The sequence below is a fragment of the Pseudomonas sp. FW305-25 genome, from assembly GCF_017351415.1.
Taxonomy (GTDB): domain Bacteria; phylum Pseudomonadota; class Gammaproteobacteria; order Pseudomonadales; family Pseudomonadaceae; genus Aquipseudomonas; species Aquipseudomonas chlororaphis.
This window is the reverse complement of the sequence record NZ_JACNDE010000016.1, coordinates 1-14,297: the sequence shown is the minus strand read 5'-3', so window position 1 is coordinate 14,297 and position 14,297 is coordinate 1. Positions and strand designations below refer to the sequence as shown.

Sequence of the window (14,297 nt, the reverse complement as noted above, 5' to 3'; positions counted from 1 at the left end):
CCATGACGGAACAGATTTACTGGCGCGATATCGAGGATCTGGCGGGCAACTGGAACGGCCTCGGGGTGGAGGTCAAGCGCCCGGCCAGCGGCAAGCCGAACTTGCGCCTGCTCAGTGGCAACAACCGCCGCATGCAACTGGTGCTGGGTGACCAGACGCTGCTCTGGGGCACCATGTCCCGCTGCCTTTACGGCGTGTGGCTGGTACGCAATCACCTGCTGGAGCAATGGCCGCAAACCCTGGTGTGCCCCATCGATTCGCCCCAGGTGGAGCAACAGCTACGCCTCGACCCGGCCCTGCGCCTCAAGGCCTGGAGCCGCTTTTTCGTCCAGCAGTTGATGCAGCACCAGCCGGACTTTTTCTACCCTGGCTACTGGCTGGTACGGGCCCTGCGCCCGGAATCCCTCAAGCCGATGCGGCCGTTGCTGAGCGGCACCGAAGCCTGGTACTTCAAGGGCGGCGAAGACGCCCTGAGCCATATGCCGCAGTGGGCGATCTACGGCCGTAACATCCTCGACAACCGGCAACCCGGCGCGGCGCGCTGGGTCGAGTTGGGCGAGAGTGGCGGCGCGGTGGTCGGCCTGCATGCAGTGGACCCGCATTCCGGGCGCCTCAAATGGTGGCGCAAGAAAGCCCGCGAGGGCAGCTTGCCGCCCATCCTGCTGTGGTACGTCAGCGGCCTGAGCTGCCACCTGATTCTCGATGGCCATTACCGCTTGCAGGCGGCCATCGATGAAAACCTTCCACCGGAGTTCCTGGTGCTCAGCTCGCCGCGGCTCTTCAGCTATCGCCCGAACCCGCAAGAGCAGCAGAAGGTGCTGGGGGCGCTGCAGATGCAGATCCAACGCAAGAACCTGGAAACGGTGCGCTTCAACCAACTGCTGATCAGCACCTTCGATGACCGGCCGTATCACGGCTTCGGCAGCCAGTCGTGGGCCGGGATTGCCTCGGAAAAGGTCTGGGTCGATCAGGTCAGCGGCCTCCTCAACGAACGAGGCGACACGGGCGAGCTGGAGAACATCCTCGCCCGCGAAGCGCCGGACGAGTTCGCCTGAGCCTTACGCACAAATGCCGAATGCTGACGCGTCCCTGTAGCCGCTGCCGAGCCTGCGAGGCTGCGATCGGGCGCGAAGCGGCCGTAAACCAGGCGACGGTTTTTTGCCTGACACACCGCATGGGCAGGTTTGGCGCCTGCTGCGCAGTCGATCGCAGCCTCGCAGGCTCGGCAGCGGCTACAGGGGGCCAATTCGCTTTCTTTTGTAAGGTATTTCCTAGAAACTTCTGCGCGCTTGAGTGCGCCTGTATGCGGGGCTAGGCTGCCTGGGTCATCGCCAAATCGATGACTCGGATGTGCAAGTCCGAATTCTGCAAAGACGCATAAACGCTCAGAGTTGATTGAGCGTTTTCATGTCCGCGGTGTTATGGCGGCCGTGCGCGGGAGATCTTCGGATCTGCCGGGTGTTCTTGCAGACTCGGTCTTGCACACCTGCGTACGGCTGCCACCTTAATTCGTGTGCAAGCGAACGGTGTCAGTTCCTTTTCTCTGCAAGGAACTCAACCATGAAAAAGCTAGTCCCCGATCCACCCATCGACTCCCCCAGCACCTACCGCTACCCCGAACTGAAACTCGCCAATCAGACCCTGCGCCAGTCCTTGGCCGAGCAGCCTGTCGAGGCTGTGCCGTTTGCATCTCTGCCTGCCACTTCGTCGGTACGCGTCACCCCGGATTCCCTGTTCCACGTACGCGAAGGCATCAGCGCCGAAGAAGCCCTGGTGCATGTCTCGCTCTTGCTCAAATGCGCCGAAGAAGTCAGCGATGAAATCACCGAACGCGGCAGTGGCCTGGAGCGTGGGCTGATCTGGTCGATGGTCCATTCCGTGGAAATGGCCAGGGCGGTGGTGGATGCGTTGCTGGATGGGCGTGGCGCCCGTTGAACCGATACTGTTTTTTGAAGCGCGCATCGTGAGCGGGCTCGCCCCCACGGGGGCCTGATGGTCGTTTCACAATCAGGTATCCGTGGGGGCGAGCGCTCAGGTCAGCGTCAGGCGCTGACGGTGTTCAACTTTAGGCCTGTTCTTCCAAAGCATTCAGTTTTGCCAGAAAGGCAGCAGGCCCCATTCTTTGCAGCGGGAATTTGCCGCGACTCACCGCATCGAAGTAGCGCAGCGACCCCCACAGTTCGAAATCCCCCACCAGATAGACCCGACGTTTGGCCCGGGTGAGGGCAACGTTCAGCAGGTTAGGTTTGGAGGCGGCCCACTGCGCCGCTCCCGCATGCTCGGTGTCTGCTCCCAGCAGCATGAACACGGTGTCTTGTTCTTTACCCTGGAAGGTATGCACGGTGCCGATGGAGGCTTTCAACCACTGCTTCAACTCGCCCGCAGGTAATTTCGGGCGATGGTTGGGCCGGGCCCAGGCCGCCATGCGTATGGCTTTTTGCAGGGCCAGGCGCACGGCCTTGAACGGCGAGATCACGTACAGCTGTGGCAGCTCTCCATCGCGCAGGTACAGCTGCCCGAGCAGATCGACCATGAACTCGATCTGCTGGGGGACAACCTGTTTGTGTTCGACATTGCCAGGGATATCGACCCAGCAACTGGAGCTGTACACAGGGGCGTCCTGTTCGGCGTGGGCGTTGGGCAGGCCAAAGACCATCTTGTTACCGTAGGCGATCTGATTCGACAGGCTGAACATGGGTTCGATGCAGCGTCTGTGGACCCGCAACGGGCTGCCGATCCACAGCTCTTGATCGGTGTCGTTCTTGAACACGCTGCCATACAGATTGTTGTGGTCCGCCAGGCTTTGCACCGACACACGATTGGGGGCGAAGGCATCGTTCGCCGTGTGTACCGATAGCTGGCCCAGGGTCTTGACCAGGCGTTGCGGCAGGGTGAAGACCGGCTCGATTTGCAGGGGGTCGCCCACCACCATGGCTCTTTGTGCCCGCCACAAGGCACCGACGGCGGCCTGGGGCACGGCCTGTCCCGCCTCGTCGATGTACAGCCAACCCAAAGAGCCAGCACCCAACCCACGGAACTGGTTGGCAAAGGAGGCAAAGGTGCTCGAGACCACCGGGATCACCATGAACAGGCTTTGCCATAGCACCTGGGTCAGTCGCTCATCCTCGGGTGTCTTGTTGCTCAGCAACAGGCTGATGGCGGCGAGGTTGGCGCTGAAGCCCTTGCCGTTCGAGCCCGAGGGCGCCACCTCGGCCAGCCAGGCTTCATGCAGGGTCAACGCCGCGGCGAACAAGGTCGAGCGCAAGCGATTGAGTGCTTCATCATGCCAAAGCCCATTGATCTGGAAGTCTCTGTTCTCCAGCTCACTGAGCTGGCCTGGCAGGTTCGGACGGCCCAGGCGGCTGGCGAAATCGTCCAGGCATCGGCACTTGTCTTGCCATTGCGCCAGACGGGTATCGAGTTCGCTTTTACAGAACAGCAATGCGGTTTGCGCGCTTTCAAGTTCTGGTTTGAGGCTTTTGTTCAGAAGGCTTTTCGCGCGGTTGATCTCTTCATGCGCCAGACGCTGAAGCCGGGCATTTTCCAGTTGTTCGTCACGGTGGGTTTTAGCGGCTTGAGTATTGAACAAGCGCTTCCACCAGACCGGACGGCTGCGATCTATCAGGCGCTCCAGTTCCTGAAGGCTGCTCAGGTGTTGCGCTGTTGCTTGCAGTTGCTGTTGCTGGCGGTCGAGGGCTTGCTGGGCGGACGCCCTGGTCTGTTCGGCCTGATTGAATGAGTGTTGCTGAAGGTGCAGGAAGGCCTGTTCATCGGTAGCCGCCATTTCTTCCAGCAGGCTGGCGTAACGGGCTCGTTCCTCCAGTGCTTTGCTGACCTCCTCATCGGCTTTTTTGAAGGCTGCGCTGGCATCCTTGAAGGTGGGACCCTTGTATTCATCCACCCATTGCCGAATCGTCAGTGGCCGATTGGGCTCGGTGGAGTCTACCGGGGCGAAGAACATGCGCTCCTGCAGGACCTTTCGGTTGTTGCTATTACCGAGCGCGGCGCAGATCAAGCCCCAGGGTTTGTCCTCGTCGGACAGGTCGCTGATGCTGCCATCGCTTTTTTGTGCGGCAATCTTATGGGCGACCGGTTGCAGGTACTGCACGTCGTTCCAGCATTTCCCCAGGGATTTGCGTTTGGGCAGGTCTCGGGAAATGTTTTCCACGGCGGCATTGTTGGAGGAGGCCACCACCATTTCATAGCCGGTCAACTCAGGTTTGAGTGCGCGGATGGTGTAGGTATTCGGCATGCCCTTGAAGGTGACCTGCGGTTTTTTCCCGCCGACGAAAGCATCTTCCGCCTCGCTGTATCCCGCCAATACCCGCGCCCGACGCACGATGTTCTCGGCGAACATGTCGCGCAACAACGTCGTTTTACCTGTCCCGGGTGGTCCGTTAACGGAGAACACCCCACTGTTTTCCAAGGTGCCGAGCGCGGTATTGATCGCGAACTGTTGCATCAGGCTCATGGCATGGCCCGGCTCATCCGGCCAATGCCCGGGGTTTATGCATTGCGGTTGCAGGGCCTGGTAAATGGCCTTGCGGCCATTGTCGGTATACAGGTCGATTCTTTTGCTCGGGTCGGCTTCGCCCAGGTATTGAAGCAAAGGCAGCGGCTGTTCTGCGCGTTGCAGGCTGGCGATCGCACGCTCGATGTCTTTTATGAAAAAGCTGTTGAGGATGTCGATCTCGGTATCGGGCTCCTCTTCGTCCTCGACTTCCGTTGCCTGTGCCGCAGAGGGTTGCGTGAGTGGTTTCTCGACCTTGGGCTGGGTCAGCACTTGAAGCAATGCGACCGAGCTACCGCTGTTTTGCTCAGGCGTGAAACTGGCCCAGTTGCACAGCAGTTGATGCAGATGCATGACTTCCTCAGCCATCAAGGCTGGGTCATCGTTTTGCTGACGCTGTCCGTGGAAGTTGTGCAGCAGTTTGATCAACTGCTCCTTGGCGTCCTCGAAGGCTTGATGGCCAAGCGCACCAAGCCCTTTGCTCACCGTTTGCCCCAGGGCCCAGGGAGCCGTCGACAGTGACACGGCATCCAGTTGCGGGACGGCTTGAGCATTGAGCTTGATCTTGGCGAAGCAGGTAAAACCTTCAAGCTCCACCCGTTCCTGCTCTTCGTAGAAGGTGTTCTCGTCTACCGATAAAGCGGCCAGATACGGTTCGCAAAGAGTCGCAATGACGGAGGCGTCAAAGACCCCGATATAGAGATTGAAGCCTTTGACTTGAAGGTCTTCAGGTATGGAAAAGTTGCGCCAGTGGCTGTCCTTGCTCTGCTGGAGAATTTCCTGGGAGAGCCATCGGGTCTCCCATTTCTTGAAGTCCTCAACATATTTCCCGAGGGCATAAGGTAGAAAGAATTCCACCTTGTGCCAGTAGTCGAGAATGTCTAAAAGCCTAGCTTGTCCTTGAGCTGTCAAAACGTCACATCCCTGTCTGCGTGAATAAAGGCAGTAGTGTAACGCTGTCGGTAAGGCTAAAGGCCATTAGTGGTCAGGTCGTGGCGCATCTCATTTATTTGGGCCCGAAAATCTTGCCCAGCTTGTCCGGCGCGGGCGCGCCTTGTTGCTGTTGCAGCTCGCCCTTGTCGTCCATGTAGAAGATCGCCGGGGTGGCGGACAGCTCCAGTTCGTCCATCAGCGCCATGTTGGCGTCGAGCTTGGCCTGGACTTCGGCGGGGATCTTGGCCAGGGGCTTGAGGCTGCTGCCCTTGCCGGCTTTCTCGTGCTCCTGCAGGGCTTTCTGCGGGTCTTTGGCGGCCAGCAGGGCGGCGGATTTGCCCGGGCTGTCTTCGCGGATGATGCCGACCATGATGTGCCGCAGCTGGACCTTGCCGGCGTTCACCCAGGGCCGCGCCTGTTCCCAGAACATGTTGCAGTAGGGGCAGTTGGGGTCGCTGAACAGGTAGATCACGCGCGGCGCGTCGGCCTTGCCATCGGCGATCCAGTTGCTCTTTTCCATCTTGGCCCAGACGGCCTTGGCCATTGGCGCGTACACCAGTTTCTGCAGCGGCTCGGCGCTCAGGTCCTTGCCGTCGGCGTCGTACAGGTTGCCCAGCAGCACATGCTTGCCGTCCGGCGTCAGGTACAGGGCCATGCCGCGGTTCTGGTACTGCGCGGCATAGCCCTTGAGGCCGTCCGGGGCATCGAAACTGCCGATGATCTTGGCGCCTTTGGCTTCGATGTTCTTGATTGCTAGTGGCAGTTCTTCGGCGTGCAGCAGCGGGGCCTGGAGCAGGGCGGCGCCCAGGGACAGGCTCAGCAGGTGGCGGATGAAAGGCATGGCAATTTCCTTGAAGGGGCGGCCTGCGTGGCCGTGGTCGAATGCGGTGAGTCGAAATGTTCCAGGGCGCGGGCCAGGCTGGCCTCGGACAGCTCGCCCAGGTGGCTGCCGAGCAGGCGCCCGTCGGCGCTGTAGAACAGCGTAGTCGGTAGCGCCATGGAGCCCACGGCCTTGCCCAGGCGGCCGCTGTCGTCGAACAGCACGTTGTTCAGGTTCAGCTCCTGGGTGGCCAGGAAGGTGCTGACGCTCTGCATGCTTTCGGCCTGGTTGACGAACAGGAAGGTCAGGTCCGGGCGCTGCTGCTGGGCTCTTTCCAGCACCGGCATTTCCCGACGGCAGGGCGGGCACCAGGTGGCCCAGAGATTGATCACCAGCGGTTTGCCCTGGTAGCTGGTCAGTTGCACGGTGGCGCCGTCGGGATTGCGCAGGGCGATTTCCGGCAGCCGCGTGCCTTGTTCGAAAAGGCTCAGGGACAGGGTGGCGAGCAGCCAGAACGCCAGGCCGCTGCCGACCCCGGCGCCCAGCGGCTGGCGCAGGGCCGGGCGGCGCCAGCCCCAGGCGAGGGCGGCCAGCAGCAGGACGATGGCCCCCGGCCAGGCGAGGAAACCGCCGTCGCGCAGGTCGATGATTTGCCACAGGTCGTGGCGATAATGCTTCCAGTAGGCGACCACGAAGCCGATGCGCGCCGCCAGCATGCCCAGCAGGAACAGGCCGAACAGCACCGATTCCGGGTTCTCGCCACCGCGCTTGGCGACTCGCCAGCCGACAAGGGTGGCCAGCGCCAGAGCACTGATCAGCAGCAGGTGGTTGAGCGCGATGGCAAAGGTGCCGATGGTAAAGGTCAGCATCAACGGGCTTCTCGGGTAGCGGTCCAGCGTTGCAGGAAGGCAGCCGCGTCTACCTCACCGGTAATCCGCTGGCTGCGGCGTTCTTCGCCGTCCGGGCCGATCCACAGCAGGCTCGGCGGCCCCGGCACTTTATACCGGTTGAGCAGTTCGCGGCTGGCGGCGTTGTCGGCCGTCACGTCCAGGCGCAGCAGGCGCACGTCTTTCAGGGCCTCGAGGACCTGGGGTTGGCCGAACACCTGTTTTTCCATGATCTTGCAGGACACGCACCAGTCAGCGTAGTAGTCCAGCAGCACCCACTGGCCCTGGGCCCTGGCGGTGTCGAGGGCGCCTTGCAGGGCGGCCGGGTCGTTGACGGTGCTGAAGGCGTCGTGGGCGCTGACGGTCGCCACGCCATTGCCGCCGCTGTAGACCTTCAGCGGTCGCCACAGGTCGTCGCTGCCACCGGCGGCGCCCACCAGCAGCAGGCTGCCCCACAGGCCGAACACCACCGAGCTGGCGCCGAACAGGTGCCCGGCGCGCCCGGCGGCACGCATCTGATACCAGGCGGTGTAGGCCAGGACCAGCGCCAGCGCGCCCCACAGGCCGATCCACAGCGATTCGTCGAGCACCGGGCGCAGCAGCACGATGGCGGTGCCGAGAAAGAGGAAGCCGAACACGCCCTTGAGCAGGTTCATCCACGGGCCGGGCTTGGGCAGGAAGCGGTTGCCCACGGTCACTAGCAACAACAGCGGCAGGCCGATGCCCAGGCCCATGACGAACAGGATCAGCCCGCCGTGCAGGGCATTGCCGCTCTGGGCGATGTACAGCAGGGCGCCGGCCAGCGGCGCGGTCATGCACGGGCCGACCAGCAGGCCGGACAGGGCGCCGAGCACCCCGGCGCCGACCAGGCTGCCGCCGCTGCGCGAGCGGCTGGCGTTTTCCAGGCGATCACGCAGGGCCGCGGGCAATTGCATCTCGAAGAAACCGAACATCGGCAGTGCCAGGATCACGAACACCGCGGCAAAGCTGCCCAGCAGCCAGGGCTGTTGCAGCAGGGCTTGCAGGTTGGCGCCGAGCAGCGCGGCCAGCACACCCATCGCGGCGTAGACCAACGCCATGCACACCACATAGCTGCCCGCCAGGGCGAAGCCGCGCCGCGGGCTGGCGCCGCTGCCCACCACCAGGCCGGCGAGGATCGGCAGCATCGGCAGCGAGCAGGGGGCGAAGGCCAGCAGCAGGCCGAGGCCGAAGAACACCAGCAGGCTCCAGCCCAGGGCCCGCTGTTGCAGGCCGCTGGCCAGGGCCTGGTCGCTGGCCTCGGGGGGATTGCCGGCGATGGCCGGGCTGCCGCCCAGGTCGACTTCCAGAGATTGCGGCGGGTAGCACAGGCCAGCGTCGGCACAGCCTTGCCAGCCGACCTTGACCTTGCCGGTGGCGCCGGCGGGGATTTTCAGTTCCAGGCCCTGGCGATACACCTGCTGCGCGCCGAAGAATTCGTCGCTGTGGGACTCGCCCTCGGGCAGCGCCGGGGTGTGCGCCTCCGCCAGGCCGTCGAATTTCAGCCGTTGCTGATACAGGTAATAGCCGTCGGCGATCTGCCAGAACAGCTGGGTTTCCCCCGACGCCAGGCGTTCGGAGGTGAAGACGAAGGCTTTGCCGACCGGGAGAAAGTCGGGTTTGACCTCGAACGGGTTGTTACCCGCCTGGGCCAGGCCCGACAGCAGCATGAACAACAGGATGAACAGACGACGCATGGAAAAGCCTTAAACCGGTGCAAGTGACCGCACAATGGCCGATGGCGATTAACCGATGATTAACCCTGCACGCCTTGTGGCACTAGCGGTGCAGGCATAATGTCGGCTTAATCGGCGCTGGTTTTAATGCCCACTTTTCTACAGGTTCCACCATGCACGTACTTGTCTGTGAAGATGATGAGCTGATTGCCAGCGGGATCGTGGCCGGCCTCACGGCCCAGGGCCTGACGGTCGAGCACGTGGCCACCGCCTCGGCGGCGCGGGCCATGCTCGGCGTGGCGGAATTCGACGTGATGGTGCTCGACCTCGGCCTGCCCGACGAAGACGGCCTGAAACTGCTCAAGCAACTGCGCCACAACGGCCTGGAAATCCCCGTGCTGATTCTCACCGCGCGGGACTCGGTCACCGACCGGGTCGACGGCCTGCAGGCCGGCGCCGACGATTACCTGCTCAAGCCCTTCGACCTACGGGAACTGGCGGCGCGCCTGCATACCCTGTTGCGCCGGGTGGCGGGGCGCAGCGTCAACCTGATCGAGCACGGCCGCCTGACCTACGACCCGAGCACCCGCGAAACCCAGCTCGGCGGCCAGCCGGTGGACCTGTCGCGGCGCGAGCAGGCGCTGCTCCAGGCGCTGCTGCACAACCGTGGCCGGGTGCTGTCCAGCGAGCAGCTCAAGGACAGCGTCTACGGTTTCAACGACGAACTGGAAAGCAATGCCCTCAACGTGCACATCCACCACCTGCGGCGCAAACTCGGCAACGGCATCGTCGAGACCGTGCGCGGCCTGGGCTATCGCCTGGGGCCGGCGGATGGCGGGGAGGAGTCGTAAGTGATGAGCCTGCGTTTGCGCCTGAGCCTGACCATCGGCGCGGCCTTCGTGCTGATCTGGGCGCTGGCCGCGGCCTGGATGTTCAGCGACCTGCGCAACCAGATGATGTTTTCCCTCGACCAGCGCCTGGTGGCGTCGGCGCGCATGGTCGCCGGCCTGCTGGAACAATTGCCGGCCTTGCCAAGCAAGGGCGAGGGCACCCATTTCAGCGCCGAACAGCTGAACATTCCCGGGGGCATGGCCTGCCAGGTCAGCTCCCTGCGCGGCGAGATCCTCGCCCGCAGCCATAACCATCCCGACGAAAAGCTCGAAGCCGAGCGCATGGGTTTTCACGACCAGATGATCGACGGTGTGCGCTGGCGCAGTTTCACCCTGGCCCGGGGCGACCTGCGCATCACCACCGCTGATCGCCAGGTCGAGCGTGAAGCGCTGAACATGTCGGTGCTGCTGGCGGCTTCGGTGCCGGTCGGCGTGGCCTTGCTCGGTTGCCTGTGGTTGTTGTGGCTGGGGATCGGCCAGGGCCTGGCGCCGCTGAACCGCATGCGCGATGCCCTGATGCGCCGCAGCGCCGACTCCCTGGAGCCGTTGCAGATCCAGCCGTTGCCCAGCGAGCTGCGGCCATTGCTGGAAACCCAGAACCAGCTGTTCCAGCGCATCGCCAAGACCCTCGAACGCGAGCGCCGCCTGACCGGTGACGCCGCCCACGAATTGCGCAGCCCGCTGACGGCGATCAAGACCCACCTGCAAGTGGCGCGGATGACCGACGGCGCGGCCCGCGATCAATCCCTGGCGCGCGCCGAAGAAGGCGCCGACCGTCTGCACCGGACCCTGGAGCAGCTGCTGTTGCTGGCGCGGGTCGAAGGCAGCCTGTCGTTCGAGGACGGTGTGCAGTGCAGTGCCGAACAGGTGGCGAAAACCGCGATCCAGGACGCCGCCAGCGGTGCCCGGCAGCGGGTCAGGCTGCACATCGACGAGCGGGTGTCGGCGGCGCCGCTGGAAATGCCCTCGGTGCTGGCCATCGCCGCGCTGCGCAACCTGCTGGACAACGCCCTGCGCCACACCCCGAGCGATGCGCCGGTGGAGCTGAACCTGGAAACCATCGGCAATCGCGTGCGTTTCCAGGTGCGCGACCACGGTGACGGCATTCCCGAGGACGACTTGCAGCACCTGACCCAGCGCTTCTGGCGCAACGGCCAGAGCACCGGTTGCGGCCTGGGTTTGGCCATCGTCCAGGCGATTGTCCAGCGCTGCGGTTGCGTGCTGCATTTCGACAGCCGGCCCGATGGCTTGCGGGTCGAGCTGACCATGCCGTTGCAGTCGGCCTGAGGGTCTATCGCGAGCAAGCTCGCTCCTACAGTGGGCAGTACAACCTTTGTAGGAGCGAGCTTGCTCGCGAAAAAACTCGAATCCCCCCTGTCCCCTGACGATTCGTCCGCTTCCCGTTATCTCCCCACGCAATAAACCGCCGCCCGGGTGTAAATCCTCTCGTCGCTGATGCGTTTCCAGAACAGGAAAACCTGCGAGTGCGCGCTGAACCGGCTGCGTACCTGTGTGGTGTGCGGTTTCGCTCAACTCATCAGCGTGAGGATTCGAGAGATGTCAGTTGCTACCAGCCTTGTCGACGATCAGCCCGCGCGGACCAGTCCCGCGCCTGCCGAGACGCTTTACCAGTTCACCGAATCGCCGTTGCTGGCCCGGCAGAACCAGCAGGAGTCCAATGCCCGCAGCTATCCGCGGCGGATCCCGCTGGCGCTCAAGCGGGCGAGCGGGATTCATGTCGAGGACGTCGAAGGCCGGCGTTTCATCGACTGCCTGGCCGGTGCCGGGACCCTGGCCCTGGGCCACAACCACCCGGTGGTGATCGAGGCCATCCAGCAGGTGCTGGCCGATGAGCTGCCGCTGCTGACCCTGGACCTGACCACCCCGGTCAAGGACCAGTTCGTCCAGGACCTGTTCGGCCTGTTGCCGCCGGCCCTGGCCGCCGAGGCGAAAATCCAGTTCTGCGGCCCCACCGGCACCGACGCCGTGGAAGCGGCATTGAAGCTGACCCGTACCGCCACCGGCCGCAGCACCGTGCTGTCGTTCCAGGGCGCCTACCACGGCATGACCCAGGGAGCCTTGAGCCTGATGGGCAGCCTGGGGCCGAAGCGGCCGTTGGGTGCGCTGCTGACCAACGGCGTGCAGATCCTGCCGTTCCCTTACGACTACCGCTGCCCGTTCGGCCTGGGTGGCGAAGCGGGGGTCAAGGCCAACCTGAGCTACCTGGAAAACCTGCTGAGCGATCCGGAAGCCGGCGTGCAGCTGCCAGCGGCGATCATCGTCGAAGCGGTGCAGGGCGAGGGTGGGGTGATTCCCGCCGACCTCGACTGGCTGCGCGGCGTGCGTCGGATCACCGAAAAGGCCGGCGTGGCCTTGATCGTTGACGAGATCCAGAGCGGTTTCGCTCGTACCGGCAAGATGTTCGCCTTCGAGCACGCCGGGATCATTCCGGATGTGGTGGTGCTGTCCAAGGCCATCGGCGGCAGCCTGCCGATGGCGGTGGTGGTCTACCGCGACTGGCTCGACACCTGGCTGCCGGGCGCCCATGCCGGCACCTTCCGTGGCAATCAGATGGCCATGGCCACCGGTTCCGCGGTGATGCGCTACCTCAAGGAACACCGGGTGGCCGAGCATGCCGCCGCCATGGGCGAGCGTTTGAGCGAGCACCTGCGGATCCTGCAGCGCGACTATCCGCAGATGGGCGACATTCGCGGGCGCGGCCTGATGCTGGGGATCGAGCTGGTGGATCCGGCCGGCGAGAAAGACGCCCTGGGCCATCCGCCGCAGTTCAGTCGCCTGGCGCCGCTGGTGCAGCGTGAATGCCTCAAGCGCGGGTTGATCCTGGAAATGGGCGGGCGCCATGGCAGCGTGGTGCGTTTCCTGCCGCCGCTGGTGATCACCGCGGCGCAAATCGACCAGGTGGCGGATATTTTCAGCCGCGCGTTGGCGGCGGCGGTCGCCAGCCTCTAATTTTCCACGGGCCTTGAACGTTCCTTATTCACAACCGCTGCGCGTTCAGCGCAGCGAGCCTTATAGCGATGGAGACACGTAATGACTTCAGTATTCGACCGCGAGGACATCCTCTTCCAGGTAGTGGTCAACCATGAGGAGCAGTATTCGATCTGGCCGGACTACAAGGCTGTGCCACAGGGCTGGCGCACCGTGGGCAAGAGCGGCTTCAAGAAAGAGTGCCTGGCCTACATCGAAGAGGTGTGGACCGACATGCGTCCGCTGAGCCTGCGGCAGAAGATGGACGCCCAGGCGGCGGCCAACTGATTACCGCGTACTGACGTTGACCTGTAGCCGCTGCCGCAGGCTGCGATAAGCCCGCCAGGGCTTCGGCGCTCTTAAGATCGCTGACGACCGTTCCGGTCGATCGCAGCCTGCGGCAGCGGCTACGTACCTGGGTAGGAGCGAGCTTGCTCGCGATAACGACCCACCAGCCAACGCCGATGTCGAGGCGGATAACGCTATCGCGAGCCAGCTCGCTCCTACAGGTGATTTGATCAGGTGCCGTTAGCAAAAAGCCCCGCCCTCGTGAGAGAAGCGGGGCTTTTTTATGGGCGTCAGCCCAGGCGCTTGATGGCCTGCAAGGTGTAGCTCAATGGCAGGCGCCAAGGGGCGTGTTGCAGGTGCCATTCGCCTTGTTCGTCACAGCGCATCTGCCCGGGCAGGGCTTCCCAGGGGATGCTCTGATGTTCCACCAGGCCGCTGATGTCCAGGCCGTGCTTGAGCAGCGCACTGACGATTTCCCCCAGGCCGTGGTTCCACGCATGGGTCACCGTGGCCTTGAGCGGTCGGTCGGTACTGACGTAGGTGCTGTCGTCGTCCCACACCAGCGGTTCGCTGCGCTCGAAGTAGGGCAGGTCGACCACCAGCGCATCCTCGCGGCTTTCGTCCAGGGCCCAGAGCATCGGGTGGCCTTCGCGGATAAACAGCCGGCCGCCGGGCTTGAGCAACTCGCTGACATTACGCGCCCAGGTGTCGACGCTGGGCAGCCAGCACAGAGCGCCGATACCGGTGTAGACCAGATCGAACGCGCCTTTGGGCAGCACCTCGGACGCCTTGTAGACGTCGGACTCGACGAACTCGATGGCGCTCCCGGTGCGCGCCGCCAGGCTGCGGGCTTCGGCCAGGGACGCGGGGGAGAAGTCCAGCCCGGTCATCCGCGCGCCGAGGCGGGCCAGCGACAGGGTGTCGGTGCCGATATGGCATTGCAGATGCACACCGCGCAGGCCGCTGATGTTGCCCAGCAGCGGCAGGTCGAAACGCACCACCTCGGACAGGTGCCGCGGGTCGTCGACAAACATCTGCGCCTGGTAGTCCGGCGAGGCCGCGTGCAGCGGTGCGCGCTCGTCCCAGTTGGCCTGGTTGAGCTTGAGGTAGTCACTCATGGCGGGGCTTCCTGTCCGTTCGATGGGAGCAGCAGGCTAGCACCGCCGAGGCGGGCGATTCTTGGGGGAATTTGTAAGCCGCGCCATTTCCCCTGTAGGAGCGAGCTTGCTCGCGATAAATGCAAGAACAACGCGTCCACTCAGGCAATACGCGTCATCGTTGACGTTC

Annotated in this window: 11 protein-coding genes; 6 read left to right on the top strand and 5 right to left on the bottom strand. The window is 63.6% G+C overall.

The features are described 5' to 3' along the window. Positions 1 to 2 precede the first annotated feature (2 nt). Together J4E58_RS16680 and J4E58_RS16675 are read left to right on the top strand one after the other, a co-directional pair. Positions 3 to 1,055 (top strand): hypothetical protein, encoded by a 1,053-nt coding sequence (locus J4E58_RS16680; protein WP_087092791.1) that lies wholly within the window; start codon positions 3 to 5, stop codon positions 1,053 to 1,055. Positions 1,056 to 1,560: 505 nt separating this feature from the next. Then, positions 1,561 to 1,935, top strand: coding sequence for a DUF6124 family protein (locus J4E58_RS16675; protein ID WP_087092792.1), 375 nt, complete (start codon positions 1,561 to 1,563; stop codon positions 1,933 to 1,935). A gap of 130 nt (positions 1,936 to 2,065) precedes the next feature. Here J4E58_RS16675 and J4E58_RS16670 read toward each other — a convergent pair whose 3' ends face one another. From J4E58_RS16670 to dsbD, 4 genes are all read right to left on the bottom strand, one after another. Then, complete coding sequence (locus J4E58_RS16670; protein WP_256583148.1) at positions 2,066 to 5,107, bottom strand: ATP-binding protein; 3,042 nt, start codon at positions 5,105 to 5,107, stop codon at positions 2,066 to 2,068. Positions 5,108 to 5,516: 409 nt separating this feature from the next. Continuing rightward, complete coding sequence (dsbG, locus tag J4E58_RS16665) at positions 5,517 to 6,284, bottom strand: thiol:disulfide interchange protein DsbG (RefSeq protein ID WP_087092794.1); 768 nt, start codon at positions 6,282 to 6,284, stop codon at positions 5,517 to 5,519. Then, the gene (locus J4E58_RS16660; protein ID WP_087092795.1) at positions 6,260 to 7,132 is read right to left on the bottom strand and encodes a TlpA disulfide reductase family protein; all 873 of its coding nucleotides are present in this window, start codon (positions 7,130 to 7,132) and stop codon (positions 6,260 to 6,262) included. Before J4E58_RS16660 ends, dsbG begins: the two co-directional genes overlap by 25 nt. Continuing rightward, on the bottom strand, positions 7,132 to 8,865 hold the full coding sequence (gene dsbD, locus J4E58_RS16655; protein ID WP_087092796.1) for a protein-disulfide reductase DsbD: 1,734 nt from the start codon (positions 8,863 to 8,865) through the stop codon (positions 7,132 to 7,134). Before dsbD ends, J4E58_RS16660 begins: the two co-directional genes overlap by 1 nt. Positions 8,866 to 9,017: 152 nt before the next feature. Here dsbD and J4E58_RS16650 point away from each other — a divergent pair, with 152 nt between their 5' ends. The 4 genes from J4E58_RS16650 to J4E58_RS16635 all read left to right on the top strand — a co-directional run bounded on the left by J4E58_RS16650 (position 9,018) and on the right by J4E58_RS16635 (position 13,010). Then, entirely contained in the window at positions 9,018 to 9,695 is a 678-nt protein-coding gene (locus J4E58_RS16650) for a response regulator (protein ID WP_007922871.1), read from the top strand. Positions 9,696 to 9,698: 3 nt separating this feature from the next. Beyond that, complete coding sequence (locus J4E58_RS16645; RefSeq protein ID WP_087092797.1) at positions 9,699 to 11,021, top strand: ATP-binding protein; 1,323 nt, start codon at positions 9,699 to 9,701, stop codon at positions 11,019 to 11,021. Positions 11,022 to 11,291: 270 nt separating this feature from the next. After that, positions 11,292 to 12,704: an aspartate aminotransferase family protein gene (locus tag J4E58_RS16640; protein ID WP_087092798.1), complete on the top strand. Its 1,413-nt coding sequence runs from the start codon at positions 11,292 to 11,294 to the stop codon at positions 12,702 to 12,704. 81 nt (positions 12,705 to 12,785) lie between these two features. Beyond that, positions 12,786 to 13,010 (top strand): MbtH family protein, encoded by a 225-nt coding sequence (locus J4E58_RS16635; RefSeq protein ID WP_007923760.1) that lies wholly within the window; start codon positions 12,786 to 12,788, stop codon positions 13,008 to 13,010. 290 nt (positions 13,011 to 13,300) lie between these two features. Here the strand turns inward: J4E58_RS16635 and J4E58_RS16630 are convergent, their stop codons facing one another. Next, the gene (locus J4E58_RS16630) at positions 13,301 to 14,128 is read right to left on the bottom strand and encodes a bifunctional 2-polyprenyl-6-hydroxyphenol methylase/3-demethylubiquinol 3-O-methyltransferase UbiG (RefSeq protein WP_087092799.1); all 828 of its coding nucleotides are present in this window, start codon (positions 14,126 to 14,128) and stop codon (positions 13,301 to 13,303) included. Between the last annotated feature and the right edge of the window lie 169 nt (positions 14,129 to 14,297).